Source organism: Oceanisphaera avium (assembly GCF_002157875.1).
Classification (GTDB): domain Bacteria; phylum Pseudomonadota; class Gammaproteobacteria; order Enterobacterales; family Aeromonadaceae; genus Oceanimonas; species Oceanimonas avium.
The window spans coordinates 1,602,289-1,628,024 of sequence record NZ_CP021376.1; the positions used below are offsets into that span (position 1 = coordinate 1,602,289).

General features: G+C 47.3%; 26 protein-coding genes. 15 read left to right on the plus strand and 11 right to left on the minus strand.

Annotated elements, in window-relative coordinates:
- The first annotated feature begins 32 nt into the window (after positions 1 to 32).
- Together CBP12_RS07400 and CBP12_RS07405 are read left to right on the plus strand one after the other, a co-directional pair.
- Positions 33 to 569 (plus strand): YaeQ family protein, encoded by a 537-nt coding sequence (locus CBP12_RS07400; RefSeq protein ID WP_086963858.1) that lies wholly within the window; start codon positions 33 to 35, stop codon positions 567 to 569.
- 102 nt (positions 570 to 671) lie between these two features.
- Entirely contained in the window at positions 672 to 1,145 is a 474-nt protein-coding gene (locus tag CBP12_RS07405) for a MarR family winged helix-turn-helix transcriptional regulator (RefSeq protein WP_086963859.1), read from the plus strand.
- A 71-nt stretch (positions 1,146 to 1,216) separates the two neighbouring features.
- Here the strand turns inward: CBP12_RS07405 and CBP12_RS07410 are convergent, their stop codons facing one another.
- Positions 1,217 to 1,795: a YjaG family protein gene (locus CBP12_RS07410; RefSeq protein ID WP_086963860.1), complete on the minus strand. Its 579-nt coding sequence runs from the start codon at positions 1,793 to 1,795 to the stop codon at positions 1,217 to 1,219.
- Positions 1,796 to 1,949: 154 nt separating this feature from the next.
- On the opposite strand from CBP12_RS07410, the gene CBP12_RS07415 reads away from it, so the two are divergent.
- Both CBP12_RS07415 and CBP12_RS07420 read left to right on the plus strand, forming a co-directional pair.
- Complete coding sequence (locus CBP12_RS07415) at positions 1,950 to 2,894, plus strand: D-2-hydroxyacid dehydrogenase (RefSeq protein ID WP_086963861.1); 945 nt, start codon at positions 1,950 to 1,952, stop codon at positions 2,892 to 2,894.
- Positions 2,895 to 2,950: 56 nt separating this feature from the next.
- Positions 2,951 to 3,559, plus strand: coding sequence for a uracil-DNA glycosylase family protein (locus CBP12_RS07420; RefSeq protein ID WP_086963862.1), 609 nt, complete (start codon positions 2,951 to 2,953; stop codon positions 3,557 to 3,559).
- A 153-nt stretch (positions 3,560 to 3,712) separates the two neighbouring features.
- Here the strand turns inward: CBP12_RS07420 and znuB are convergent, their stop codons facing one another.
- Together znuB and znuC are read right to left on the minus strand one after the other, a co-directional pair.
- A complete protein-coding gene (gene znuB, locus CBP12_RS07425) occupies positions 3,713 to 4,501 on the minus strand; it encodes a zinc ABC transporter permease subunit ZnuB (protein WP_086963863.1) in 789 nt (262 codons plus the stop codon).
- Positions 4,491 to 5,228, minus strand: coding sequence for a zinc ABC transporter ATP-binding protein ZnuC (znuC, locus tag CBP12_RS07430; protein ID WP_086963864.1), 738 nt, complete (start codon positions 5,226 to 5,228; stop codon positions 4,491 to 4,493). The genes znuB and znuC overlap by 11 nt, the downstream gene beginning before the upstream one ends.
- Positions 5,229 to 5,313: 85 nt before the next feature.
- Between znuC and znuA the strand changes: the two genes are divergently transcribed.
- Together znuA and mepM are read left to right on the plus strand one after the other, a co-directional pair.
- The gene (gene znuA / locus CBP12_RS07435; RefSeq protein WP_086963865.1) at positions 5,314 to 6,216 is read left to right on the plus strand and encodes a zinc ABC transporter substrate-binding protein ZnuA; all 903 of its coding nucleotides are present in this window, start codon (positions 5,314 to 5,316) and stop codon (positions 6,214 to 6,216) included.
- A 251-nt stretch (positions 6,217 to 6,467) separates the two neighbouring features.
- Complete coding sequence (mepM, locus tag CBP12_RS07440) at positions 6,468 to 7,814, plus strand: murein DD-endopeptidase MepM (protein WP_086963866.1); 1,347 nt, start codon at positions 6,468 to 6,470, stop codon at positions 7,812 to 7,814.
- A 189-nt stretch (positions 7,815 to 8,003) separates the two neighbouring features.
- Here the strand turns inward: mepM and hemE are convergent, their stop codons facing one another.
- The gene (hemE, locus tag CBP12_RS07445; protein WP_086963867.1) at positions 8,004 to 9,071 is read right to left on the minus strand and encodes a uroporphyrinogen decarboxylase; all 1,068 of its coding nucleotides are present in this window, start codon (positions 9,069 to 9,071) and stop codon (positions 8,004 to 8,006) included.
- Between the two features lie 390 nt (positions 9,072 to 9,461).
- Here hemE and rsd point away from each other — a divergent pair, with 390 nt between their 5' ends.
- Both rsd and CBP12_RS07455 read left to right on the plus strand, forming a co-directional pair.
- Positions 9,462 to 9,935 (plus strand): sigma D regulator, encoded by a 474-nt coding sequence (gene rsd / locus CBP12_RS07450; protein WP_086963868.1) that lies wholly within the window; start codon positions 9,462 to 9,464, stop codon positions 9,933 to 9,935.
- 12 nt (positions 9,936 to 9,947) lie between these two features.
- On the plus strand, positions 9,948 to 10,325 hold the full coding sequence (locus CBP12_RS07455; RefSeq protein ID WP_086963869.1) for a PilZ domain-containing protein: 378 nt from the start codon (positions 9,948 to 9,950) through the stop codon (positions 10,323 to 10,325).
- 12 nt (positions 10,326 to 10,337) lie between these two features.
- Here CBP12_RS07455 and radA read toward each other — a convergent pair whose 3' ends face one another.
- On the minus strand, positions 10,338 to 11,708 hold the full coding sequence (radA, locus tag CBP12_RS07460) for a DNA repair protein RadA (RefSeq protein ID WP_086963870.1): 1,371 nt from the start codon (positions 11,706 to 11,708) through the stop codon (positions 10,338 to 10,340).
- Between the two features lie 75 nt (positions 11,709 to 11,783).
- Between radA and CBP12_RS07465 the strand changes: the two genes are divergently transcribed.
- Entirely contained in the window at positions 11,784 to 14,009 is a 2,226-nt protein-coding gene (locus tag CBP12_RS07465; protein ID WP_086963871.1) for a PilZ domain-containing protein, read from the plus strand.
- Here the strand turns inward: CBP12_RS07465 and serB are convergent.
- Positions 14,006 to 14,989 carry a phosphoserine phosphatase SerB gene (serB, locus tag CBP12_RS07470; protein ID WP_086963872.1) on the minus strand — a complete coding sequence of 328 codons (984 nt, stop codon included), beginning with the start codon at positions 14,987 to 14,989 and terminating at the stop codon, positions 14,006 to 14,008. The two genes, CBP12_RS07465 and serB, sit on opposite strands and share 4 nt — an antisense overlap.
- An 80-nt stretch (positions 14,990 to 15,069) precedes the next feature.
- Between serB and CBP12_RS07475 the strand changes: the two genes are divergently transcribed.
- The 3 genes from CBP12_RS07475 (at position 15,070) to CBP12_RS07485 (ending at position 17,374) form a co-directional block, all read left to right on the plus strand.
- On the plus strand, positions 15,070 to 15,726 hold the full coding sequence (locus tag CBP12_RS07475) for a hypothetical protein (RefSeq protein WP_157420073.1): 657 nt from the start codon (positions 15,070 to 15,072) through the stop codon (positions 15,724 to 15,726).
- Positions 15,727 to 15,913: 187 nt separating this feature from the next.
- On the plus strand, positions 15,914 to 16,855 hold the full coding sequence (locus CBP12_RS07480; RefSeq protein ID WP_086963874.1) for a COG2958 family protein: 942 nt from the start codon (positions 15,914 to 15,916) through the stop codon (positions 16,853 to 16,855).
- Between the two features lie 120 nt (positions 16,856 to 16,975).
- Complete coding sequence (locus CBP12_RS07485; protein ID WP_086963875.1) at positions 16,976 to 17,374, plus strand: ACT domain-containing protein; 399 nt, start codon at positions 16,976 to 16,978, stop codon at positions 17,372 to 17,374.
- A gap of 1 nt (position 17,375) precedes the next feature.
- On the opposite strand, the gene deoD is transcribed toward CBP12_RS07485, so the two are convergent.
- The 3 genes from deoD to deoC form a co-directional block, all read right to left on the minus strand.
- Positions 17,376 to 18,092, minus strand: coding sequence for a purine-nucleoside phosphorylase (gene deoD / locus CBP12_RS07490; protein WP_086963876.1), 717 nt, complete (start codon positions 18,090 to 18,092; stop codon positions 17,376 to 17,378).
- 111 nt (positions 18,093 to 18,203) lie between these two features.
- Positions 18,204 to 19,433, minus strand: a complete 1,230-nt coding sequence (locus tag CBP12_RS07495) for a phosphopentomutase (RefSeq protein WP_086963877.1) — start codon at positions 19,431 to 19,433, stop codon at positions 18,204 to 18,206.
- A gap of 82 nt (positions 19,434 to 19,515) precedes the next feature.
- Positions 19,516 to 20,295, minus strand: a complete 780-nt coding sequence (deoC, locus tag CBP12_RS07500) for a deoxyribose-phosphate aldolase (RefSeq protein ID WP_086963878.1) — start codon at positions 20,293 to 20,295, stop codon at positions 19,516 to 19,518.
- A gap of 151 nt (positions 20,296 to 20,446) precedes the next feature.
- On the opposite strand from deoC, the gene CBP12_RS07505 reads away from it, so the two are divergent.
- Together CBP12_RS07505 and CBP12_RS07510 are read left to right on the plus strand one after the other, a co-directional pair.
- Positions 20,447 to 20,899: a hypothetical protein gene (locus tag CBP12_RS07505; RefSeq protein WP_086963879.1), complete on the plus strand. Its 453-nt coding sequence runs from the start codon at positions 20,447 to 20,449 to the stop codon at positions 20,897 to 20,899.
- 111 nt (positions 20,900 to 21,010) lie between these two features.
- Complete coding sequence (locus CBP12_RS07510) at positions 21,011 to 22,057, plus strand: methyl-accepting chemotaxis protein (protein WP_086963880.1); 1,047 nt, start codon at positions 21,011 to 21,013, stop codon at positions 22,055 to 22,057.
- A 26-nt stretch (positions 22,058 to 22,083) separates the two neighbouring features.
- On the opposite strand, the gene CBP12_RS07515 is transcribed toward CBP12_RS07510, so the two are convergent.
- Positions 22,084 to 22,869: a TatD family hydrolase gene (locus CBP12_RS07515; protein WP_086963881.1), complete on the minus strand. Its 786-nt coding sequence runs from the start codon at positions 22,867 to 22,869 to the stop codon at positions 22,084 to 22,086.
- A gap of 294 nt (positions 22,870 to 23,163) precedes the next feature.
- A complete protein-coding gene (gene prfC, locus CBP12_RS07520; RefSeq protein ID WP_086963882.1) occupies positions 23,164 to 24,753 on the minus strand; it encodes a peptide chain release factor 3 in 1,590 nt (529 codons plus the stop codon).
- Between the two features lie 183 nt (positions 24,754 to 24,936).
- Here prfC and CBP12_RS07525 point away from each other — a divergent pair, with 183 nt between their 5' ends.
- Entirely contained in the window at positions 24,937 to 25,584 is a 648-nt protein-coding gene (locus CBP12_RS07525) for a tRNA-uridine aminocarboxypropyltransferase (protein ID WP_232455035.1), read from the plus strand.
- Positions 25,585 to 25,736: the final 152 nt, after the last annotated feature.

Consider the following 25,736-nt stretch of genomic DNA (forward strand, 5'->3'; position numbering starts at 1 on the left):
CTACCATAGCGCTTTTTCTAAGAGTAACCATTATGGCTTTACCTGCCGCTATCCATAAAGTGCAGCTTAATATTAGCGATCTCCATCGCCATTATTACCAAGAGCACAGCTTCACTCTCGCACAACACCCTTCAGAAACTAACATCCGACTTATGGTGCGGTTACTGGCATTTATCCGCCATGCTCACCCTAGTTTACGTTTTACTAAAGGACTGAGTAGCGACGATGAGCCAGAGCTTTGGCTTAACGCCGACGATGGCCGTATTTTAATGTGGATTGAATTAGGCGAGCCCAGCGTCAAGCGCATTAAGCAAGCCTTGTCTCGCGCCGAGCAAGTACTAGTATATAGCTATGGCGGGCGCAGCGCTGAGCTGTGGTGGGAAAAACATCACACTCAGTTAAGCTCACTGCCAAGATTGGCCATTTATCACTTAAGCGATCCTCAGCCGCAAAGACTAGCCAGTTTATGTCAGCGTAATATTGAGCTATTTGCCACGCTGCAAGAAAGTGAAGTGCAACTGACGGATGGCGAGCACAGCTTAGATTTAGCCCTGCAACAGTGGCGGTAATGAGGACTAAGTTTGGCGAGCAATTGTTACTGGTCTTTAAAAAAGGCAGCTTTTGCGCTATGGTGCTGGCAAGATTAGACAAGTATAGGCGGCGTTAACACCTTGGAAAAACATGAAGATATGCTAGTGGCGTTGCGCCAAATTATTCGCGCCATCGATCTGCACTCCAGACAGCTGAGTAAAGAGTCGGGCTTAACCGGCCCCCAGTTGCTGTTGCTGCAGGCCATTAGCGAGCACGGCGATATTACGATGCGTAAACTCGCTCAAGCCACTCATATGAGTCAAGCTACGGCCACCACTATTATCGATAGATTAGAGCAAAAATTACTAGTGCGTCGTGAGCGTAGCCAAACCGATAAGCGCAAAGTGTATGCCGTGCTAACCGATGAGGGCAAAGATAAGTTAAAAACCGCGCCGCGCCCGCTTCAAGAAAGCTTTATTCAGCGTTTTCAAGGCTTAGATGAATGGGAGCAAAATCTATTGCTCTCTTCAGTACAACGTATTTCATCCATGATGAATGCCAATGACTTAGATGTAGCGCCACTATTACAAGTGGGCAGCCTGCTGCACGAATAGCCCAAGCATTCTGTCTCTCATAAATAGGGCGAGTCTTATGCCCTATTTAGCAGACCATATTAAACCGTGAATTAGTCTAAGCTAATCCCAATATTAGAGACGCCCTCTTGAGCAGCAAAGTCTCGGATCGCTAGAATAGCCTCAGCATCGCGGGGCTGGTTAACTCGCTCTAGTAAAGCCACCTGAAACTCCATTTCTGCCATTAATAGCTCTTCTTCATAGAGCTCTTCTTCGCTTAACTCGCGCTCTGCGAGTAGCTCTACAAAACCGGCAACGGTACCTAAAGAGGCATGACTGGCTTCAATGGCTTCTTCACCAATACGACAAATCACCGAGTTAAAGGCACAACCCAGTGCCACACAGGCATCGAGTGCAGGATAGGCGCCATAGCTTTCAAATTGGCTAGGGTCGGGGATCATACTTTCAAACGACTCAAGCTCGGCGCCTAAGTCTACCCGCGAGCCTTTAACGGTGAGATAGGTCCACAAGATATTTAGTGTTTCGCGAAAACGCTCTCCACTACCAAAGTGACTGGTATCGCTAAATAACTGGTAATTGGGATACATGCGTTCGGCCAGCGCTAGCGCAAATACAGTTTGTTGCCACGGAGCTAGCTTGTTGATTTTTTTGTAAAATTTATCCCCGAACACAGATATTTCCTTGTGGTTATGTGATCATTTTTTTGCCATTATGGGTCTTTCACATCACGACTCACAGTTTAGGCGGCCCATGCTGGTATAAGTTTAGGCATGTGGCATTGTCTCATAAAATGCCCTGACAAGAAGCATAATAAGGAGAGAAGGTATGGCCAATCATACCCTGTTATTGCTCAGCCAAGATAACGCCGAGTATCAAGCATTATTAAAACAGGCCTACCTGCCAGGCTTAACGATTTTAGCGCCAAGCGATGAAGCGGGTATTCAAGCCGCACTCAGCCATGCTGATATTTTATTGGGTGAGCCACAAAAGCTGCGCGAGCGTTTGCCTCAAGCAAAAGCGCTGCGCTGGGCACAATCGACGTATGCCGGCGTGGACGCGCTACTGCATGCCGAGTGTCGCCAAGATTATTATCTCACTAATATCAAAGGCATTTTTGGCCCGTTAGTCAGTGAATATGTGTTTGGTCATTTATTATCGCTCACCCGCCACTTGCGCCATTATAAAGCGCAACAACGCTTACATAATTGGCAGCCTATTCCTTATGAAAGTCTCCAAGGAAAAACCATGCTGATCATGGGCACCGGCAGTATCGGCCAACATATTGCCCATACCGCGCAACATTTTGGCATGTCAGTGCTGGGTATTAGTCGCTCGGGCCGAGAAGCCGCCGGCTTTGATCATACTTATCAGCTGCCCGCTTTAAATAACGTATTAGCGCGCGCCGATGTAGTAGTCAGTGTATTGCCCTCTACGGCACAAACTCGCGGCTTATTTAATGCCGAGCGCATCAGTCATTTTAAACCCGGTACTATCTTTTTTAATATTGGCCGCGGCGATGCAGTAGATGAAGGGGCGCTGATCCAAGCATTGCGCCACGGTAATATTGGGGCAGCAGTACTGGATGTGTTTGCTACCGAGCCGTTACCCGTAGCCAGCCCACTGTGGGATATGCCAAATGTGGTGATTACGCCTCATAACTCGGGTTATAGTTTTCCTGAGCAAATCGTTACCCGCTTTAGTCGTAACTATTTAAAATACACCACAGGAAAAACGCTAGAGGGCTTAGTGGATTTTAATTTAGGCTATTAAAAAAGTGCGATCTTTAGTTAAGGCGCTAACGGCACCCTTTTAATAAGTGAGGCAATATGGGCAATAATCCGTCTGAGTTTGAACGAATATTAATGCAGGCGCGCGCGTGCACATTATGTGAAGCTCATTTGCCGTTAGGCCCTCGCCCCGTATTACAAATGGCTCCCGCTGCCCGCATTATGATTATTGGCCAAGCACCCGGTACTCGGGTCCATAAAACGGGCATTCCTTGGAACGATCCCAGTGGTGATACTCTTCGCCGCTGGTTAGACTTAACTCGTGAGCAATTTTATGACCCCGAAATAATGGCCATCATGCCTATGGGCTTTTGTTATCCGGGCAAAGGCAAAAGTGGCGACCTACCGCCGCGCCCTGAGTGCGCGCCGGCGTGGCATCAACAGCTGCTTAGCGTCTTACCTAATATTGAACTGACACTGCTTATTGGCCAGTATTCTCAGCGCTACTATTTAGGTAAGCGCTATAAAACGCTCACCGAAACGGTACGCCATTGGCAAGAGCTAGCCCCGACTATATTACCTTTGCCTCATCCTTCGCCTCGCAACCGGTATTGGCTCATGAATAACCCTTGGTTTGAAAGCGAAACGCTGCCTGCGCTGCGCCAACGGGTCCATGAAGTACTAGCAGCGCCCAGTTTTGAGCGATAGCAAGAGCGCTGTTTATAATTTATGCGCCATCCTGATGAAATTAGGGACTCGCTGCTAAGCCTCAGTACCTGACAGTACGAGACACTGAGGCAAGCTCAGTAAGACCTAGCTACACCAAGTAGGTGTAGCTAGGTATCTAGTTGGCGTCGTTCTTTAACCTCGTTTGGGCACTAAATGAGACAACAAAAATAACGCCGCCGCTATCACTACTACCGAAGGTCCAGCGGGCGTGTCATAACTGACCGACAGCTGCAAACCGCCGACCACGGCCACCATGCCCAGCCCCATGGCATACACGGCCATTTGCTCCGGTGAGCGACTAAAGCGACGCGCAGTAGCGGCAGGAATAATCAGTAAAGAAGTAATAATTAACGCGCCGACAAATTTCATCGCCACCGCAATTAAGACGCTGATCATTAGCAATAACAGGAGTTTTAACCGCTCAACTTTAATGCCCTCTACCCGCGCTAGTTCTTCACTCACGGTAATGGACAATAACTGGCTCCAAAAGTGGTGTAATATCGCCAGTAGTACTAAGCCACCGCCAAATATCCAATATAAGTCCACTAACTGAATGGCTAATAAATCGCCAAACAGATAGGCCATCAGATCCACACGTACATTATCCATAAAAGCCAAGGCCACTAAGCCAAGAGATAACGAGGTGTGCGCTAAAATACCTAATAAGGTGTCCGTTGCTAACCAACTGGCTCGCTGTAACGCAGCCAAAACAATACCTAAACAGACACAAGCCACCAGTACTGCCAGTGTTAAATCAATCTGGAGCATTAAGCCAAACGCTACACCTAATAATGAAGAGTGCGCTAAAGTATCGCCAAAATAAGCCATGCGCCGCCACACCACAAAGCTGCCTAAGGGGCCGGCTAAAATAGCAATACCTAACCCAGCTAACAGCGCATAGCCTAAAAAACTATCCCACATGACGGACATCTCCATGGTGTTCATCGTCACAGTCATGATGATGGGTATACACGGCTAACTGCGCTAATTCAGGTCGGCCAAACAAGCGGGCAAATTCAGGATGGCGCGCCACATCTTCAGGCTCACCATGACAACAAATATGTTGGTTTAAGCAAATCACACTATGAGTGCTGGCCATGACTAAATGCAGATCATGAGACACCATTAACACGCCACATTGCAGCTCATCCGCCAGCAGCTTAATTAAGGCATATAACTCCGTTTGGCCATGCACATCTACCCCTTGGGCAGGCTCATCAAGAATTAATAACTCCGGCTGCATCATCAAAGCCCGAGCCAGTAAAATGCGCTGCATTTCTCCACCTGATAACGCTTGCATACTGCGCTCGGCTAAGCGCTCAGCACCTACTTTGGCCAGCGCTTGGGTAACAGTGAGCTTTCTCCCATGAGATAAGCTCATAAAGCGCGCTACTGTTAATGGCAGTACTGAGTCTAAATGCAGCTTTTGCGGCACGTAACCCACGCGTAACCTTGGCTTCTGCCACAAGGTCCCTGTGTGCCCCGTTAATAGCCCTAATACCAATTTAATTAATGAGCTTTTACCCGCACCATTAGGGCCGACTATCGTTAGGATTTCACCGCGTTCTAGCGTTAATGACACTCGTTCTAGAATAACATTGCCGCCTAAGGTGAGTCCCACGTCCGTTAATTCCACCAGCCTCATCATGGATTTTATGCCTTTACTTCTCAATTTGTAATATTATAACATTGCTTAGTTAGCAAACTCTATCACTCATCTGGACTCCCCGCCCATGAAAGTCGTATTCACTTTGTGCCTGTGCTTGGTTTTAAGCAGCCAGGCTCGTGCCGTTGAAGTACTCACCTCTATTAAACCACTGCAATTAATCGCCAGCGCTATTACTGAAGGCACAGCTACACCTAAATTATTATTGCCCCCTGGCAGCTCGCCCCACGATTATGCGCTGCGCCCTTCTGATGTGCGAAAAATAAAAAATGCCGACCTCGTTATTTGGGTGGGACCCGAGCTAGAAGTTTTCTTAGCCCCACTGCTAGCAAGTCAGGAAAAAAGTGTGGCGCTACTTAGCCAGTTACCGGCTATTGAGCATGCTCACCATCACGATAAACATTCTTTAGTGATCGAAGATACAGAGCAAGATAGTCACCACCATCATCACGGCAGCCAAGATCCACACATCTGGCTAGATCCACACCAAGCCGAGGCTATCGCTGCACTGATTGCTAAAAAATTGAGCCAGATCGATCCGCAAAATTATGATCGATATCAAACTAATTTGGCTGTTTTTCAGGCAAAATTAGCAAAAGTTGACGCTAAGCTGGCCGCACAATTAGCGCCGTTACAAGGCATTGGCTACTTTGTATTTCACGATGCCTATGGGCATTGGGAACGCCATTATCAGCTGTCATCATTGGGGCACTTTACTGTTAACCCTGCCCGAGCACCTGGCGCTAAAACCGTCACTCGCATTCATCATGCCCTTAAACAATCTAAGGCCGTGTGTGTATTTGCCGAGCCACAGTTTAAGCCCGCGGTAGTGAGCGCTGTGTTGCGCAATACCCAAGCTCGCAGTGGTGTGCTAGACCCATTAGCAACCGATATCAGCCCAAGTGCTGAGGGCTATTTTAGGTTTATGGAGCAGTTGGCAGCGGCGATGACGAAGTGTTTACTCAACTAACGCTAAATATTTACCCTTTACTGCGTTAAAATAAGGAACTTTTTTACATAAATTAGCTCAAACCCATGATTCACGCCAATAGCACCAAGACGATAAGCTGTTTATTGCTGCTTACCAAACCGTGCTGAATTCAGCCTTTGAGCGTTTTTTGTATTAAAATCAACCGCTTTATTATCCGTTACCTGAGTCGGATAGCTAAAGCGGTTTTTGTTTTCATTATTTTAGCCACTTCATAGGCATAGGTACTTCGGATGAATTTTCTCCGCCCACTTCAAGTAAAACTGCAAGATGTTCCTAAGCAGCTACCCAAGCGACACCTTTATGGCATTGTCTTATTGAGTACGCTGACACTGACAACGGCAGTGATGCTCCCTTCTGCTCAACATTTACTTGAGCCACCCCGTACCCTTAGTTTACCCGAGACGTTAGCGCTGCCTGCGGGCGCCATTCAACCTCAGGTAGATAACACCGAATTTTTTACGCTTCCCGATGATGACTTAGGCCCCGTAGAGCCGGTGGATGCATTGGATGAACTGGCCGCCGTAGAGCCAGAGTGGCAGCAATACGGCGTACAAAACGGCGATACCTTAAGCAGCATATTTAATGGCTTAGGCTTACCGCTGGCCACTATGTACAAGTTACTAGAAGTAGATAAAGAGCGGGTGTTAGATGGCCTTAAGCCCGGCCAAACCCTTAGCTTGCTCATTGACTCAGATAACTTGTTGCTTGAATTTAAAATCAAACAAGACTTGCTCCATACTCGTACTTTTGTGCGCAATGGTGATGGCTACGATAGCAAGATAAAAACCGAAGCCAGTAATTGGGAAACCCGCGCCCTTAAAGGGGTGATCAAAGGCAGTTTTTACTTAAGCGCGCGTGATGCCGGTTTATCTGCCACGCAAATTCAGCGCGTGGCCAACTTGTTTCAATGGCAGCTTAACTTTGCTCGCGACTTACGCCAAGGCGATAGCTTTAAAGTATTAGTACAGCGCGAGTTTGTACAAGGAAAAAGCACGGGCAAGTCTGAATTACAAGCCGTAGAAATTAATAATAAAGGCCGTACTTATTACGCTTTTCGCCATGAAGATGGCAAATTTTATGACAGTAAAGGCGAAAGCTTAGAGCGCGGCTTTATTCGTATTCCGCTAGAAGTCACCCCGCGCATTAGCTCACGCTTTAATTTAAATCGTAAACACCCTATTACTGGGCGGGTACGCGCTCATAAAGGTACCGACTTTGCCGTGCCCGTGGGCACGCCTGTACTGGCGCCCGGCGATGGGGTAGTCGTAAAAGCGGTGCATCATCCGTTAGCGGGTAATTACATTGTTATTCGCCATGGTCGCCAATACACCACCCGGTTTTTGCACTTAAGTAAATTTTTAGTGAAACAAGGTGATAGCGTACGGCGCGGCCAACGCATTGGGCTTTCTGGTAATACCGGTCGCTCAACAGGACCGCACTTGCACTATGAATTTCATGTGAATAATCGTGCCGTCGATGCCATGCAAGTTAAACTCCCCATGGCGGAAGGCTTAAGCGGCCAAGAAAAACGCACTTTCTTAACCACGGTGAATAAATATCAAAAAGAGTTAGGTTAAGTTAGTGAAACGTGAGGGTAGCACTGAAGGGCAGTTGCTGCAGACTTAAAGTTTTGCCTCTCCTTTACTATTGCATCTTATACTCCTCATAAAAAAAGCGCCTTGCGGCGCTTTTTTTATTCTTCTAAAGAGTAACGATAATAACCGATTGCAGACTTGGTTTTACCCCCTCACTCCTTACCTTTCATATCACTTAGCATGATATGGGCGAGACAATTTCTGTACCGCACGAATAAAGGCGCCAGCATGCTCAGGATCTACATCTAAGTGAATACCGTGGCCAAGGTTAAACACATGGCCTGGGCCTTCGCCAAAGCTTTCTAAGATGGTTGACACTTCTTGTTCAATGCGTGGGATCGGAGCATACAACATAGAGGGATCCATATTGCCTTGTAGCGCCACTTTATCGCCTACACGACGCTTAGCATCGGCCATATCGATGGTCCAGTCTAAACCAATACCATCACAGCCGGTAGCCGCAATGGCTTCAAGCCACTGGCCGCCATTTTTAGTAAATAATGTTACCGGTACGCGACGACCGTCATTTTCACGGACTAAGCCATCCACGATTTTCGCCATGTACTGCAAAGAGAACTCTTTGTAGTCGCGCGTACTCAACACCCCACCCCAAGTATCAAAAATCATTAGCGACTGAGCACCGGCCGCAATTTGCGCGTTCAAATAGCTAGTGACACTGTCGGCTAGCTTATCAAGCAATAAGTGCATGGCGTTGGGGTCGGCAAACATCATTTTCTTGGTCTTAGTAAAGGCCTTAGAGCCGCCGCCTTCTACCATGTAAGTGGCCAAGGTCCAAGGGCTGCCAGAGAAACCAATCAGTGGCACTTCACCTTTTAGCTCACGACGAATAGTGCGCACCGCATTCATCACATACTGCAGCTCACCTTCAGGATCAGGAATACCTAATTTTTGTACGTCAGCCATACACGTAATAGGACGTTGAAACTTAGGACCTTCACCGGTTTCAAAATACAAGCCTAAACCCATGGCATCGGGGATAGTCAAAATATCAGAGAATAAAATCGCCGCATCCAAGGGAAAACGACGTAACGGCTGCAAGGTCACTTCACAGGCCAGCTCAGCGTTTTTACACAAGGCCATAAAGTCGCCTGCTTCGGCACGGGTGGCTTTATATTCAGGTAAATAACGCCCTGCTTGGCGCATCATCCAAACCGGTGTGTAATCAACGGGCTGGCGTAATAAAGCACGTAAGTAACGATCATTTTTCAAAGGTTGCATTCTATCGTCCCAAAACAGGTGGCAAATGCGGCTATTGTATCACTACCTTAGATAAAGCCCCAATTAGACGTCACATCGCGTCTAAATGCTGCTTTTTGCAGCACTATCGTGCTAAGGCTTAACCATAAGTAGCAACTGCGTAAAAGAGGTGGATGAATAAAGTTGCAAATATTCCAGTAAATTGTTGGCAACTACCAAATTCTGCGTTAATGATTACTAAGAAAAGCTCAAGTCAGCTTGTGTCTTAGGGACCCAAGGTTCGCGAGATAGCGCCCAAGTTAGAGGGATAGTGATTGACCCGACGGCTATTTTTCTTTAATGATGGATAGGTAACGTTTGTCTTTTATGAGCTATGCAGTTATGCGGCTCTAGCATCCCAAGGAGGGAATCATGCTCAGGAAAATGGCACATAGCAAAGCTAAGCTCACCGGTAAACACCAAGCGCTAGACGACTTTATGGAAGCTCGCCAAGCTTTATTAGTGGAATACATTCGTTTATCGACCGATAGAAAAGTATTGCCAGAGCCACAAGAGCTCAGCGACTTTTGTAGCCAGCTGGTGGATTACGTTAGTGCGGCGCATTTTGAAATATACGATTATGTGATGGCGGCTTATGAGTCAGCCCGCGGCAGTGGCCGGACTCTTGCCGAGCGTATTTACCTGCGCTTGAAAAAAAGCTCAGTGTTAGCGCTTAATTTTCACGATAAATATGCAAAAGTAGATAATGACGAAGTGTTATTGGAATTAGATAAGGATCTCAGTGTACTGGGTGAGATGCTAGAAGAGCGCTTTAGTTTAGAAGACCGCTTAGTATTTGCCGTGTCTTTACTTAATCACTTGAGCGCGAATGAAGAACCCGCGTGATCAGGAGCCCTTATGGCCGAGCGTCGAATATTTACTCGGGTTGAGTTTAGCTCTCCCGCTTGGATAATAACTTTAGATGGCGAGCAACACTCGGTATTGGTGCAAGATTTATCTATTCATGGCGCGCTGCTTAAGGTGACTGAACCGTGGCAAGCAGAGCTTAATGCCCCACTTGAACTGCGTTTATCTCTTGATGGCGAACATAAACAGATTATTATGCAAGCCCGCCAGCGTTTTCACCAGCATGAATGCATTGGTATAGAATGCGAATTGCTAGATATTGAAAGCGCGAGCCGGCTACGGCGCTTAATGGAGCTTAACCTTGGCGAAGAAGCCTTATTATTGCGCCAATTTGAAGAGCTATTAGACTCGCGCCCGTATGCTGAGTAAGTGTTAGTTAAGTTACAGCGCTTCTAGCGCCTCTTCTAATTTTTTAACGGCAATCACTTCCATGCCTGGCGGTGAGTGTTTAGGCCGATTTGCCCAAGGAATAATAGCGCGAGTAAAGCCATGCTTGGCCGCTTCCATCAGGCGCTCTTGCCCTGAGGGCACGGGGCGTATTTCACCCGATAACCCCACCTCACCAAACACCACCAACTCTTGCGGTAAGGCGTTATCACGAAAGCTCGAAACTAGCGCCAGTAGTAAAGCTAAATCGGCACTGGTGTCTTCCACTCGTACGCCACCCACTACGTTTACAAACACATCTTGGTCGGCCATTTGCAAACCACCGTGGCGGTGTAACACTGCTAATAACATCGAGAGGCGATTTTGCTCAAGCCCCACCGTCACCCGGCGCGGATTACCAAGTTGTGAATAATCCACCAGTGCTTGTAGCTCTACTAATAAGGGCCGCGTGCCTTCCCAAATAATCATGACGACTGAGCCAGTGGTTTGTTCTTCACCGCGACTTAAAAAGATAGCCGAGGGGTTGCTCACCTCTTTTAAGCCTGTTTCAGTCATGGCAAATACGCCTAACTCATTTACGGCACCAAAGCGGTTTTTATGACTACGCAGCATTCTAAAACGACTATCGTTAGCGCCATCTAGCATAATAGAGCAATCTATACAGTGCTCTAACACCTTAGGTCCTGCCAACGCCCCGTCTTTAGTGACGTGCCCTACCATTAATACCACCACGCCATGTTGCTTAGCATAACGAGTGAGCTGGGCCGCGGCTTCGCGCACTTGACTGACCGAGCCTGGTGATGACGTCACGCCCTCCACATGCATAACTTGAATGGAGTCAATTACGATCACTGCCGGTTTTTCTTCACGGGCAATGTGACAAATTTGCTCAACGCTGGTTTCAGATAACATGCGAAGCTTATCTCGGGGCAGACCTAAGCGCTGAGCGCGCATCGCCACTTGCTGTAGCGACTCCTCGCCAGTGATATATAAGGTTTTCATACGACTGGCTAAGCCACACATCACTTGTAGCAATAAAGTACTCTTACCCGCGCCTGGGTTACCGCCAATTAATATGGCAGAGCCTGGCACCATACCGCCGCCTAGTACTCGGTCAAGCTCGCTAAAGCCACTGCCAATGCGCGGCAATTCGGTAAGCGCGACTTGATCAAGGGTTTGTACTTTATTGTCTTGAGCGCCGGCATAGCCCACAAAACGACTATTGCGACTAGCGGAAGCGGCAGCAGGCGCCAAGCGAATTTCGGTGATGGTATTCCACTCTTTACACTCAGTACATTGCCCCTGCCAGCGTGGAAATTCACCCCCACATTCACCACATACAAACGCCGTTTTAGTCTTTGCCATGACACTCACTCATTCATTAACGAGCTGCTATACTGGCCTAACTTTTTAAGCCACTCAACCCCAAGCTAGGCCAAGATGGATCTCAGTGCATATAAGACCTTGATCAATAAGCTAGTCACTCTGAGCTACCAGTATGATCTCGAGCATTTAGTGGATGATCTCGTACCCGATGCTAACGAGGAGCTGCGTTTTCAGCTACAAGCTGAAGTGCGCCGCTTAACCACCCCTTGCTTACGCGTGCTGGACTTGCGAAGCCTATTTGGCGCTCAATGCCAGTTAGTGCGCCACCAAGGGCTAGACCATCAAATGCCGGCCAGCTTAGCGGCGCGTTTTCAGCGCTTATTGCAACACTTTAATGGAGAATATACTCGTGGCTTATATGAAGCGTTATTGGCAGAGCTGGCGGCATTAAGAAAACTACCCGCCCAGTTTAATACCTGCCCTTGGCAGCTACCGGCGCTGGGCTTACAGCGTAAAGAAAGTCGCTTGCGCTTTGTAACGCCTCTTTGCCTGCATTTACCAAACCAGCAAACGCTGGCAGGCAATAGCTTAGATATTTCGCCCACCGGTTTGCTCGTACAACTACAAGCTAACCTCTCCTTGCCCAGTGAGCTTGCAGTGAGTTTCCCTGACTTAAGTAAACAAGCCGGCTTAGCCTGTTTAGCGCAGCCTAAGCGCTATCGAGTCAGTCAAGCGCAGACAGAAAAGGGGCGAGTTAAGCTCCAAAGAATGGAAGAAGACAATGAGTGGCATCACGCCCTTAGTCAGTTTATTGAACAACAACGCCCTCGGTATGGCTTAGATGCCGAAGACTTATATAGCAGCGTAAAAGCCCAGTGCTGGAGCCAAACTATGCTAGAAACTAGCATTAGCTTGGCGCTGTTTTTTAACGACTGCGGCGAGTTACAGCACCTGCTAACCAACAGACGCAATGAAAAAATATTAGCGACCTGGCAACAGCAAACACCCGGCGACTTACTGTCTACCTTATTAAGTCCGGCGCGCATTTTAAGCATGGGCCAGCACCCTCAAACCCCTGGTGTGCTCTATAGCTTTCGCTTGCCTAATCAGTCGCAAATTTTTGTAGCTAGCCAAGAGCAACTGGACACAGACCACACCTTTAGCGCCTTTGTGCAAGCGGGTCTAGCCGCTAATAGTCTTACATGTTACTACCTTAGCCTGCGCTCGTTAACAGTAGCAGACCAAGATGTAGTACTCGATAATCAAGGGCTTCGTCAATTACAGCAGTTAGCTTGGCAACTGTGGCTCACGCCTATTCCAGCACCGCAATTAGCTCAAGGTGTCTCCTGTGAATTAAACCAACTTAGTCGCTATTTAGTGAGCTTAAGTAGCCATAAGGCGATAACGGCTCCCTTAGGCCGCCAAGGCTCTAAGCGCCAAGAGGCGCGTTTTAAACTGCGCAGCGCCATAGAGCTAACTATAGGCAACCAAGTCATTAGCGCAGTGACTGAAGATTTATCCGCTCATGGTATAAAAGCGGTGCTCAATCAGGCTATACGCTTAGATATTCCTTGTATGGCACAAGTGAGTTTAACCGAGCTAAATAAGCGCAGCCGCCAATGGAAACTAAAGGGGCTAGCTTATCGGGTAGTGAACCTAAGTGAGCATGGCACCATAGTGCACTTACAAATTGCAGGCTCAGAAGAGAGCCATAATGGTTTTCATTTTTTTAACGCTTTATTGGCGCAAAACCAAGATAAATTACGTGCTAAGCCAGAGACCTTCCATACTAGCTCTTGGGCAAACTGGTTAACCCAGCAAGCGCTGCAACAGCCACCCTCACCTAGCTTTTTATTAGCCCGCAACGATGGCGGCTTTTATGTACAAGGCGCCCTCGCCTGCTTAGAGCAGCCAGCACTGATGGCTTACTTATCGAATAACTATCAACAAGCGCATCTTAGTAAATTATTGTCTCGCCAACAGTGGCAAAGCATTTATAGCCAATTACTCAGACCTGATGGTCGCAGCCACCATAGCTATGAAATTTGGACGGCCAACGCGGCCGATAACCCACAGCAAAGTTGGCTATTACTTAATCCTGAGCCAAAGCGCCAAGCCTTTTTACTCGACGCTCGCCACAGCCAGCAATTAAGCGTGACTTTAGTGCTGATCCACCGCGTACAACTGCGCCAACTAGAGTGCTTTGTGCCGCAGTGGAATAGGTTAGCGCAAACCTCATTGCATAAAACTCAGCAACTTGAGCAACAACTTGCTGAGCTATGCGCCTTGAGTCAAGTATTTGATATTACCGATATTGCCCGCAGTCGGCAGCGCCATTAAGCACTTTGTATTAAGCCTAATACCGCTTCTAAGCTTAATAAGTTAATGCACACCGGCGCTTGCTCTTGCACCACAGGCTTGGCATGTAGTGCCACCCCTAAGCCGGCTTTAGCTAACATGACTAAGTCGTTAGCGCCATCCCCCACCGCCACGGTTTGGCTGAGCGGGATATGATAGTGCTCGGCCAGCTCGCCTAAAATACGTGCTTTAGCCTCGGCATCCACAATATCGCCCAACACTTCCCCGCTAAAGCGCCCTTCTATTATTTCTAGCGTGTTAGCAAAATGAGCATCTAATTGTAAGATGTCATGTAAATGGCCGGTAAAAGGCGTAAAGCCTCCAGAGGCCAGCGCCACTTTCCAGCCCATGGCTTTTAAGCCCTCTACCAGAGTAATTAGCCCAGGCATGAGTGGCATATTGGCAATCACTTGCTCAATAATGCTGGCATCTGCGCCCTCCAGCGCTTTAACACGCCGGCGTAAACTTTCAGAAAATGGCAACGCCCCTTCCATGGCTGCGCGAGTAACCGCAGCTACCTGCTCACCCACTCCCGCTAATAGCGCAATTTGGTCGATACACTCTATTTGAATGGCAGTGGAGTCCATGTCCATTAACACTAAGCCGGGCTGAGTGCCTAGCGGCAAGGCGGGGACACAGGCAATATCCCAGCTAGTGGCAATCGCTTGTAACTGCGCTTTTAGCTCAGGAGACCAGCTTGATAACCGTAAATTAACCAGCTCGCGCTGGGCAATATTTTTAATACTGACTAGCTCCACACCAATACCGGCGGTATCTAATACCTGTAGACTTTGCTGCAACGCTGACTTTGAGAGTTGCTCGGCCAATAGCACTAAGTGCGCTTGTGGCGCCTCTAACTGGCCCGCTATCCACTCTCCTTGTTGCCAAAGATAGGGTTTGCCAGTTAACAAGTTAGCCCAATTCCCTAACTGCTCGGGTAAAACATCCATTAACAGTGTCACTTAATTTTTCCTTACACATTAAGACTGGCGCTAGAGTAGCGTATTGCTTTTTAAGCAAGCAAGGGACAATATTGCCCGCTATGCGCAAAACTCCTTTTTACACTTATCTTTTTCGTCCTAAACTGCTGCTGTGGCTGCTGGTTTTATTACTCTTACTTGTCACTCTTTGGCAAGGGATAAGGCTGGCTCAATTAGGCCCAGCTTGGCAGTCTTTACCACAACGTATTCAAGCCACGCCGTTAGTAGACTACGCCGAGCAAGAAGCAGTGCGCGTACTACTTGCCGATGATAGCATGCAAGCACAACGCTTAGTCTCTGAGCTTGCCGCCACTAAATTGATTAGCTCAGCCCAGCTTTATGGCGAAGAAGGCCAATTAATTGCCAGCGCGGCTAAAAACGACCCTAAACTCAGCGGTCTTAGCGAAGCGCAAGAGCCAGATGAAGCGCTAGCCCTTAAAGACGAGCCCACTAGCCCCCCACAACTCAGCGAAGCACCGCTTAAGCTGGGCAAGAGTAACAGCTTGTCTTACGTACGCCCGCTTTACCAAGCCGAGCAACCCATTGGTTTTTTGCGACTGCAGCTCGCTCACAATCCTTTATCTCTTGCCCAACAAGGTATTTGGCGCCAAATGGAGCATCATCTAAGTTGGCTACTGCCCTTATGTTTATCACTCGGGTTATTATTAGGCATGAGCATTCAACATCTGCGCCAGCGCCATTTCTCTAGTAAAAAATAATGCGACTAAATCCCCATTTTAGACGCAGATCAAAACAAGCACTTTTATAGTCTTTTGTAATTGAACTACTTAAACGCAGCATTCAAGATGCCTTATTAAACCATTTAAAAATAATTGGCATGCTTAGTAAAAACTCTTGGCTTTCGCCGACAATTGAAGCTTAGGTGGCAATATAAAGAAATAATAAGTGTCTAGACTGTCACAATCTCAAAAAATCGTGGAGTTTCTCAAGAAAAATCCAAATCAAAAGTTTAATGCTCGCCAAATAGCAGAGCAAATCGTTGGCTCTTATCCAGAAGACTATAGAGACAAGAGGCAGAACCCTAGGTTTGGCGATGAAAAAGCCTTCCTATCTCAAGTTGTGGCAGAAATTGGTTCGCAAAAAGATCAAATAGTAAAAAATGATGCACACATATTTTGGCAAGATAAACCTCGCCCTAGAGTGTATTGGTATAATCCTGAAAAAATAGTTGGTCAAATAGAACCTGAAATAGATGAAACCGAAGATGAGAACATTGAGGCTTCACTGATATCGGAAACAATAATTTTCTCCGAGCACTGTCTATATCCGATACTTATTGATTACTTAAAAACAGAACTAAACTTGTATTGCCAGAGAATAAATGAAAAACGCTCAATAAATTCACATGGCAGTAGCGGGTATCAGTGGTTGCATCTAGATATTGTGGCTATGCAACCAGTAGATAAAGAATGGAATGATTTAATTCGAAGTTGCGTTAAGCAAGGAGCGGGACAAAGTGTCAGGTTATGGTCTTTTGAAGTCAAAAAAGAATTAACCGGATCAAATGTGAGAAAGAGTTTTTTCCAAGCTGTAAGTAATTCAAGCTGGGCTAATGAGGGCTATCTGGTAGCCACATCTATATCAGATAGCAATGTCGAACAAGAATTAAGGATGCTTTCTGCACTTCATGGTATTGGCGTTATTCTTCTTAATCCTGAAAACCCAAGTGAAAGCGAAATGATGCTCCCTGCAAAATCAAGAGCAGAGGTAGACTGGCAATCTGTTAATCGAATTCTAGTGGAAAATGCTGACTTCAAAGACTATATCGAACTCGTGTCTACTTATTATCAGACAGGGAGAGTGCGCGCTAGAGATTGGAATAAGTAGAGCTTCAACAACACGCAAGGTCATTAACTGATTTCCTAGCAGCTAGCTTAGTTGTATTACACATGCTTTTTAGCACACTATAACTCTTCTCTTATAGCAGCGTTTCCCACAGAGCACACTATGTCCGCCATTACTGAGCTAACAAAATTATTAACTTCATTAAAGCCACACTTACTCGAGCCTGAGTTTGTGTTTTGTACTGTGGCGGGCTCGCTAGCTGACTATGTGGCGTTAGAGCCAGTCGCGATGTTTGTGGAGGCAGAAGGCGTAACGCTGGTATTGAAAAAAGAGCGCGCGCAACAGGTGGGCTTAGCATTTGAGGGCTCATTTCGCCAAATTACCTTAACGGTACATTCAAGCCTTGAAGCGGTAGGTCTAACGGCGGCGGTGTCGAGCACACTTGCCGAACAGGGCATTAGTGCCAATGTCATTGCCGCTTATTATCACGACCATATTTTTGTGCCAGCCAATAAAGCGCAGCAGGCGTTGTTAGCCTTACAAGCGCTTAGCTGTGCCTAAATCAGACTGCTTGCAATAGCACTGACTCTAGTGCGATTTCTATCATGTCATTAAACGTACTTTGTCGCTGTACAGCGCTTAGCGCTTCTTGGCGCAAAATATGATCCGATACCGTGCAAATAGTAGCGGCGCGAGCACCAAATTCGGCAGCCACGCCATATAAACCGGCGGCTTCCATCTCTACTCCTAAGATAGCGTATTGCTTAAGCAGCTGGAAAGTTTGCGGTTGTGGGGAATAAAATAAATCTGTAGAAAACAAATTTCCAACCTTTACTGGTGCTTGACAGGCGCGAGCCGCCGCCACTAACTGACTCACTAATTCAAAGTCAGCCAAAGCGGCTAAGTCATGATCCATAAAGCGCAGCCGATTTACTTTAGAGTCAGTACTGGCTCCTAAGCCGATGACGACATCTCTTAGCTGTACATCGTCGCGCACTGCACCACATGAGCCCACTCTAATAATATTTTTTACACCAAACTCGGTGATTAACTCTTTGGCATAAATAGACACCGAAGGGATCCCCATGCCGTGACCCATCACCGACACAGTGCGCCCTTTATAACGGCCAGTAAAACCCAGCATGTTGCGCACAGCATTCACTTGGCGGGTATCTGTTAAAAAAGTCTCGGCTATATATTGAGCGCGCAGCGGATCACCGGGCATTAACACAGTGTCGGCAAAATCGCCCCGCTCGGCATTAATATGTGGTGTGGCCATGGTAGGCTCCTGTCGCAAGTAGCGCTACGCTTTACGTCATACGCTATAAGTCAAAAAAGAGCGCGTTAGTTTTTAACGTAACGCGTGAACCGTATCGCGTACGGCTGCCTTTCACAAAAACGAGATGCCGTAATCCATGGCGCTAGTGCCAAAGTATTGAGCCAAGCTTTGACCAATATCGGCAAAGCTATCGCGCTGACCAAGTGAACCGGCGCTTAACCCCGCACCCAGCGCTAATACCGGCACCCGCTCGCGAGTATGATCGGTACCTGGCCAACTAGGATCACAGCCGTGATCCGCGCTTAGGATCAACAGATCGTTAGGTTGTAAGGCGCTTAATAGCTCTGGCAGCATGCGATCAAAGGCCTCTAACTCAGCGGCATAGCCGGCAATATCGCGTCTATGGCCAAAACTCGAGTCAAAATCCACAAAGTTGGTCATGATTAAGGTGTTATCGCCCGCCTGCTTAAGCTCCGCTAAGGTAGCATTAAATAACGCCTCGGTGCCGGTGGCTTTTACTTTTTTAGTAATACCAAAGTCGGCGTAAATATCGGCAATTTTACCTATAGACACCACTTGCCCTTGGCGCTCGGTCACCAGCTTTTGCAACACAGTGGGTGCCGGCGGCGCTATGCTGTAATCACGCCGATTACCCGTGCGGGCATAATTCTCTGGGCTATCGCCAATAAAAGGGCGCGCTATAACTCGCGCTATGTTGTAGGGCATAAGTAACTTGCGCGCCACTTCACACACTTCATAAAGGCGCGCTAAGCCAAAGTGTTGCTCGTGAGCGGCAATTTGAAAGACCGAGTCTACTGAGCTGTAGCAAATCGGCTTGCCGCTACTAATATGTTCATCCCCTAGCGCTTGCAAAATAGTGGTGCCGGGTGCATGACAGTTACCTAAAATGCCGGGCAGCTTAGCTTGGGTTACTAAATCATTAATTAACGACTCAGGAAAGCTGTGTTCTTTATCTAAAAAATATCCCCACTCAAATAACACCGGTACCCCTGCCAGCTCCCAATGACCCGAGGGCGTATCTTTACCGGAGGAAATCTCTTGAGCATGGCCGTAACTGCCAAGCACAGTGTTAGGGAGCACCACCCCCGCTGCTGGCTGGCCCGTACTTTCTACATGGGCATGAAATAAACCAAGGCTTGCTAAGTGAGGTAAATACAGCGGGCCGCTACGTGGACGAGGGCTGATAGCTGCTGCGCGTCCTTGGGCACAGGCTTTAGCGATACTGCCTAAGGTATCGGCACCTAAGTCACCAAACTCGGCAGCATCGGGTGCCCCGCCAATACCAAAAGAGTCGAGAACTAATACGATCGCGCGTTTCATAAGCTTCCTTTATTGAGAGGCTCACTGCTCGGCTGCAACTAAGCCTAAGCCAAGCCCCTGTACTACTAATTATTGACCGCCATTAAGCCTTATTTTCAAGAGTATGTAATAACTCATTTAATAAACTGGAAGCGCCAAATCGAAGGTGGCTAGGTGTTAACCAGTGCTCACCCATTATGCTGGCCGCTAAGGCAAGGTATTGGCGTGCTTGTGCAGTCGTGCGCACCCCTCCCGAGATTTTAATGCCAATAGGTTGGCCGCTATCTTTAATAGCGCTAAGTATAAGCTCAGCCGCCTCAAGGGTGGCATTAATTGGCACTTTTCCGCTAGAGGTTTTAATAAAATTCGCGCCACCAGCAATGGCTATTTGGCACGCTTTGGTAATGAGGGCCGGGCTTTTTAGCTCACCACTTTCAATGATCACTTTCAACAATATGGGTAAAGCAGCTTTTGCGCACACATTATGAGCGGCTTGGACCATGGCCAACGGCGTTTGCTCATCCCCTTTAATTAATGAACGATAAGGCAGTACTAGATCGATTTCTTGGGCGCCCGCTGCCAGTGCTAACTCTATGTCTTGCTCTACTCGGCTTATGCGCTCTTGCCCTTTTGGAAAGTTAACCACAGTAGCAATGGCGACTTGGTCGCTTAAATTAAGCTCAGCCAAGCCAGCCACTAAGGTACTAATAAAGCGCGGGTAAACACAAATAGCCGCCACAGTGCCAAAAGGCGTGCGCGCTTGCTGGCATAAATGACTAATACTTTGTGCTGTATCAATGTCATTTAAGCGTGTTAAGTCCAGCATAGTCAGCGTTTTTTTAGCGGCTAAACAATCTGTTAACGCGCCTTGGCAAGTGCTCATGTATTTACCCTCACGGTAGCTATTTAGCTTATTTTTAAACAAATAGTTTGACGTTAAATTAGCGGGCCTCGCTTGAATAATTTTGACATTATCCGCTGCTTATTCTGCCGACTTTCTAGCCGGTTATTAAACCACTTTATAGGTATAACCGATGCTTATTTCTTTACGCTCCAAACTCTTGGCCATAGTGCTATTAATGAATGCAATCGCTGTAATTAGCTATACCACTTATACCTATCAATCGCGAAAATCGGATCTCTATCAGCAAATAGATACCCAGCTAAGCTTTGCCGCGCAAACCGCTGCCCACTTAATTAAACACAGTGTGTATGACGATGTGGCTAACAATAGCTTTACTAAGGCGCAGTCTAATGACATACATCGCCAAGCCTATGAGCTTATTTCCAACACTGAAGTGGCTTATATTTACACTTTAGTGCGCATAGATAATAAAATTTTGTTTGTTATGGATACGCCAAAGCCACAACAGTATGACAACAACGACTTATCTGCGCCGCTTGCCCACTATACCGATGCCAGTGAGGGCTTAGTTAAGGCATTTAACTCAACAACGCCAGTGTTTGATGAATATTCAGATGAATAGGGGACTTTTCGTTCGGTATTTATTCCCTACCAAACGGCCAGCGGCCAGCATTTTATTGCCGCGGCAGATATTGCGATTAGTAATATTCATGCAGCCCTAGTAGAAACCTTAATGGTGGCCAGCTCCTTGGGAGCAGCGCTGTTTATTTTCGGTTCTTTGATCACCTATTTATTAGTTAACTCAGTATTAAAGCCGGTGTTACGTGCCCAAGTCACTTTGCGAGAAATTGCCTCTAGTCGTAATCTTTCGCTGCGCGCTGTAGGGGGTAAAGATGAAGTGGGCTTATTGTTAAATGACTTTAACCAACTGATGAATGAGCTACAAGAAGCCATAGAAACCACTACTGACAATGCAGGAGAAACCGCAGCTATTCAAAGTAGTAGCCGAGAAATGCAACAACGAGCTCACAGCGTAAGCCAAGCAGTAGATCAAGTTCGCCAACAAGCAGAAATGACCGCCGAGCTGATTAACGACTCAGACCAACAGCTAGATTTAGCAATGAACACGGTGGCTGACTCGGCACAACGCTTAAATATGGGCCAAGGAGCAATGGCTAAAACTAATGACACTATTACGCTGATTACTGAAGAACAAACCCGACTCTCGGATGAGCTTAATACCTTGTCTAAAGAAGCAGAAAACGTTAATCAAGTATTATCTGTGATAAGCGCCATTGCCGATCAAACTAATTTATTAGCACTGAATGCCGCCATAGAGGCGGCTCGCGCAGGAGAGCATGGCCGAGGTTTTGCGGTAGTCGCTGATGAAGTACGCCAACTCGCTACGCGCACGCAGGATAGTTTGAGTCAAACCAGCAATATCATTAACACCATTGTTAACTCCATTATTGACACTGCCCAGCACATGCAGCACAGCGCCAGTCAGTTTGATCTTTTATTAGTTGACTCCAATGCCGCCCTAGAGCATGTACTTACTAGCGCTCAGAGTATGGATAGCACACAAACCAATATGCGCAACACCGTAGAACAACTTAAAACAGTGCTGATGCGCAATCAAGAAGTGGTGCACCAAATCAGCCATGTGGAAAGTCAAACCCAAGATAATAATATGAGCACCGAGGAAATTTTAGCGGCGGCCGAGCGGCTACAGCAGTCTGCAGGACAATTAACTGACCAGCTCGCTAAATTTAGTGCTTAAGACTCATTGCGCTTATTAGGCATCTCTTAGGACCAGCCAAATAGCCGATTTACGTTTTGCTCTAGCTGGGCGGCAAGGCGAAGCTCGTCTAGTTGGCACAGTTCGCTTAAGGCGCTAAGCACTAAAGGTAATTGGCGGGGATGATTAGCTTGGCCCTGAAAACCACACAGTGGCATATCGGGAGCATCGGTTTCTAACACCAAGGCTTCAATGGGCATAGCGGCAATAGCGCGACGTGTCTTGCTGGCTCTGGCATAGGTAATAGTCCCGCCCACCCCAAGGTGAATACCTAATTGCCAAAACGCTTGAGCTTGTTGTAAAGAGCCAGAAAAAGCATGTACCACGCCGCCACTAACAGGGTATTGGCGTAACCATTTAAGTACTCGGTCATGGGTGCCATGGCTGTGGATGATCACCGGTAACTCATACTGCTGCGCCATTTTAAGTTGGGTTATTAATGCGCGCTCTTGCTCAACTAACGCCACCTTTATATGTTTATCTAGCCCTATCTCGCCTAATGCCACACAGCGCTCATCCCTTGCTGCTTGTTGCAAGGCGAGCGCTAACTGCTCGGCCCAATCGTCAGTCGCTTGTTCTAACCACCAAGGATGAAGTCCTAGTCCATAATAAAAACCACTATATTGGGCACATAACGCCGGCAAGCTGGCCCATTGGCTCTCATTAATGCCTGGGATCACCAAGCGATGGACGCCCACGGCTGTGGCTTGTCGCCAATGCTCGGCGCGTTCTATACCTGACTCGGGGCCAAAGACGGCAAAATCAAAGTGACAATGACTATCGGTGAGCAGCATTCCGCCTCCTGATAAACAGCGTTATTAACGATTAAAGACTTTTTGCCACACAATACCCGCAAGAGCACAAAAAAAGTGACGAAGAGAAAAGGTAGGTGACGGGTTAGGACCTTACAATAAATATGCCCTGTGATTCTTATTTTGCTGCTCTTGGTTTGTAGTTTCCAAGTATTGCGTGGCAAAAAAATAGCTAGCTTGTGCGCACCACTCTTTACTCTTCGCCCTTTAGGTATATAACAGAAATAACAACGCCGGCGAGTGGCCGGCGTTAAAGATTCAGTTAGCAACACAAGCTTAGTGCTCGCGAGTTTTACTAAACTCAATGTCAGGGTAGCGCTCTTGGGTGAGGTTCAAATTCACCATAGTGGGGGCGATATAAGTCAGATTATCTCCGCCATCCAGCGCCAAGTTCAATGACACTTTACGCTGAAAATCATCCAGCTTCTTAGCGTCTTCTGAGTAGACCCAGCGCGCAGTAGAGACGTTGACCGATTCATAAATGGCATCTACGTTATATTCTGATTTTAAACGCGCGACCACCACATCAAACTGCAACACACCCACAGCGCCGACAATTAAGTCGTTATTTTCAAGCGGGCGAAATAATTGCACAGCGCCCTCTTCCGATAACTGGACTAGCCCTTTTAGTAATTGCTTTTGTTTTAGCGGATCACGCAGGCGAATACGGCGGAATAACTCTGGCGCAAAGTTAGGAATGCCCGAGAACTTTAAATCTTCACCTTGGGTAAAAGTGTCGCCAATTTGAATGGTGCCATGGTTATGCAAACCAATAATATCGCCTGCTACCGCTTCTTCGGCACGCTCACGGTCACCGGCCATAAAGGTGACCGCATCGGAGATACTAATGGTTTTACCAATGCGCACGTGCTTCATCTTCATGCCTTGGCTGTAGGTGCCCGACACAATGCGCATAAAGGCGATACGGTCACGATGGCGAGGATCCATATTGGCTTGAATTTTAAAAACAAAGCCCGAAAATTTCTCGTCACTGGCTACCACTTCTCGCTCATGGGTAGTGCGCGGCTGGGGCGCGGGCGCCCACTGACTAAAGCCATCTAATACATGATCTACCCCAAAGTTACCCAGCGCAGTACCAAAATAGACAGGCGTTAACTCACCGGCTAAAAATAACTCTTGATCAAACTCATTAGAAGCTCCCATTACCAGTTCTAGCTCATCTCGCAGATCAGCGAGTTCTTTCTCATCTAAAATCTCGGCAAGCTCAGGGTTATCTAAGCCTTTAATAGTGCGCACTTCTTGAATGGTATGGCCAAGGCCGGGTTGATACAGGGTAATTTCATCATTTTTTAAGTGATATACCCCCTTAAACCATTTGCCGCTCCCAATCGGCCAAGTAATAGGCGCGCACATAATATTGAGCTCGTCTTCTACTTCATCCAGTAGCTCCATGGGGTCGCGAATATCACGGTCTAACTTGTTGATAAAGGTAATAATAGGCGTGGTACGAAGACGAGTAACTTCCATCAATTTGCGCGTTCTATCCTCAACCCCTTTACCGCCATCAATCACCATAAGACAAGAGTCCACGGCGGTGAGCGTGCGATAGGTATCTTCCGAGAAGTCCTCGTGACCTGGGGTATCAAGGAGGTTAATTAAGCAGTCGTGATAAGGAAATTGCATAACGGAAGTAGTGACCGAAATGCCACGCTCTTTTTCCATTTCCATCCAGTCAGACTTAGCATGCTGATTTGAGCCACGGCCTTTAACGGTACCAGCACTTTGAATCGCATGGCCATGCAACAACACCTTTTCGGTGATAGTGGTCTTACCCGCATCGGGGTGAGAGATAATAGCAAAGGTGCGGCGCTTGGCGACTTCCTGCAAGAATGAAGATGCTGACATGGTTGAATTTCTTCTACTTTGATAAGGAGTCACACGCCGATGGCGAGGTAACTCAAGGGCGACAAATAAAACGGCGGCTATTGTCGCTGATTTACGGCCATTCCTCAATCAAGAGTTAACAATCACTGATTAGCGCTTGCCTAAATGCACGACAAAATTTCGCGCTATAGCAAAGGTCGGCTTATGATGGGCGCTGGCTTTAACAGAGTAGTCACTATGTCTCGCGCTTATTGTTGTGCTTGCCAACTGCCGCAAGTGGCCTGTTTATGTGCGCATGTTTATCCGCAACCCTGCCCATTACCGGTGCTCATTATTCAACATCCGCTAGAGGCAAAACATGCTAAAAGCACGGTTCCCTTACTGCGCTTAGCCCTGCCTGACCTCGACATTGTGGTCGCCGAGCAACTTTCTGCTCCCAAAATACTGGCAACCGGTCAGTGGTGGCTACTTTACCCCGATGCTCATGCCCTCGACTTAGACACACTGGCTCAAGATGCTAAGGCATGGCAACACACGCGTGCCACTATTGGCGGATTAATTATATTAGATGGCACTTGGCGAAAAACTCGCCTCTTATTGCATCTTAATCCGTGGTTACGACACTTACCGACTCTGTCATTTAGCCAAGCTCCTAGCAGTGGTTATGCCATTCGCAAAGGGCCAGGCGGGCAAGCTTTATCCACGTTAGAAAGTGTGGCTCATGTTTTACAACACTTAGCTCCTGGATTTTGTGCCGCCCCTTTACACGACTTATTAGCGGCCAGAGTGGCGCAATTTAAAACAAGAGCACCTTCAAGTGCTTGTTCCGACCAACCACGTCGCAAAAGCTAACCAACTGATATACTTAACATTATTTTAATTAAAAATTGATTTAGAGCAATGATTTAGCATTCAAGATACATTTTTTAGAAAATAGGTGCTGATTTGTTCACAAGATCCGCTATGATGTTGCCGCTGAATGTTAGGCGATTGTTTTTTTATCT

What these genes read in the sequence shown, in the direction of transcription:
- CBP12_RS07400 (WP_086963858.1), top strand. Translation starts at nt 33, where the DNA reads ATGGCTTTACCTGCCGCTATCCATAAAGTGCAGCTTAATATTAGCGAT.
- CBP12_RS07415 (WP_086963861.1), top strand. Translation starts at nt 1,950, where the DNA reads ATGGCCAATCATACCCTGTTATTGCTCAGCCAAGATAACGCCGAGTAT.
- CBP12_RS07420 (WP_086963862.1), top strand. Translation starts at nt 2,951, where the DNA reads ATGGGCAATAATCCGTCTGAGTTTGAACGAATATTAATGCAGGCGCGC.
- znuB (WP_086963863.1), bottom strand. Translation starts at nt 4,501, where the DNA reads ATGTGGGATAGTTTTTTAGGCTATGCGCTGTTAGCTGGGTTAGGTATT.
- znuC (WP_086963864.1), bottom strand. Translation starts at nt 5,228, where the DNA reads ATGATGAGGCTGGTGGAATTAACGGACGTGGGACTCACCTTAGGCGGC.
- znuA (WP_086963865.1), top strand. Translation starts at nt 5,314, where the DNA reads ATGAAAGTCGTATTCACTTTGTGCCTGTGCTTGGTTTTAAGCAGCCAG.
- mepM (WP_086963866.1), top strand. Translation starts at nt 6,468, where the DNA reads ATGAATTTTCTCCGCCCACTTCAAGTAAAACTGCAAGATGTTCCTAAG.
- hemE (WP_086963867.1), bottom strand. Translation starts at nt 9,071, where the DNA reads ATGCAACCTTTGAAAAATGATCGTTACTTACGTGCTTTATTACGCCAG.
- rsd (WP_086963868.1), top strand. Translation starts at nt 9,462, where the DNA reads ATGCTCAGGAAAATGGCACATAGCAAAGCTAAGCTCACCGGTAAACAC.
- CBP12_RS07455 (WP_086963869.1), top strand. Translation starts at nt 9,948, where the DNA reads ATGGCCGAGCGTCGAATATTTACTCGGGTTGAGTTTAGCTCTCCCGCT.
- radA (WP_086963870.1), bottom strand. Translation starts at nt 11,708, where the DNA reads ATGGCAAAGACTAAAACGGCGTTTGTATGTGGTGAATGTGGGGGTGAA.
- CBP12_RS07465 (WP_086963871.1), top strand. Translation starts at nt 11,784, where the DNA reads ATGGATCTCAGTGCATATAAGACCTTGATCAATAAGCTAGTCACTCTG.
- CBP12_RS07475 (WP_157420073.1), top strand. Translation starts at nt 15,070, where the DNA reads ATGCGCAAAACTCCTTTTTACACTTATCTTTTTCGTCCTAAACTGCTG.
- CBP12_RS07485 (WP_086963875.1), top strand. Translation starts at nt 16,976, where the DNA reads ATGTCCGCCATTACTGAGCTAACAAAATTATTAACTTCATTAAAGCCA.
- deoD (WP_086963876.1), bottom strand. Translation starts at nt 18,092, where the DNA reads ATGGCCACACCACATATTAATGCCGAGCGGGGCGATTTTGCCGACACT.
- CBP12_RS07495 (WP_086963877.1), bottom strand. Translation starts at nt 19,433, where the DNA reads ATGAAACGCGCGATCGTATTAGTTCTCGACTCTTTTGGTATTGGCGGG.
- deoC (WP_086963878.1), bottom strand. Translation starts at nt 20,295, where the DNA reads ATGAGCACTTGCCAAGGCGCGTTAACAGATTGTTTAGCCGCTAAAAAA.
- CBP12_RS07505 (WP_086963879.1), top strand. Translation starts at nt 20,447, where the DNA reads ATGCTTATTTCTTTACGCTCCAAACTCTTGGCCATAGTGCTATTAATG.
- CBP12_RS07510 (WP_086963880.1), top strand. Translation starts at nt 21,011, where the DNA reads ATGGTGGCCAGCTCCTTGGGAGCAGCGCTGTTTATTTTCGGTTCTTTG.
- CBP12_RS07515 (WP_086963881.1), bottom strand. Translation starts at nt 22,869, where the DNA reads ATGCTGCTCACCGATAGTCATTGTCACTTTGATTTTGCCGTCTTTGGC.
- prfC (WP_086963882.1), bottom strand. Translation starts at nt 24,753, where the DNA reads ATGTCAGCATCTTCATTCTTGCAGGAAGTCGCCAAGCGCCGCACCTTT.
- CBP12_RS07525 (WP_232455035.1), top strand. Translation starts at nt 24,937, where the DNA reads ATGATGGGCGCTGGCTTTAACAGAGTAGTCACTATGTCTCGCGCTTAT.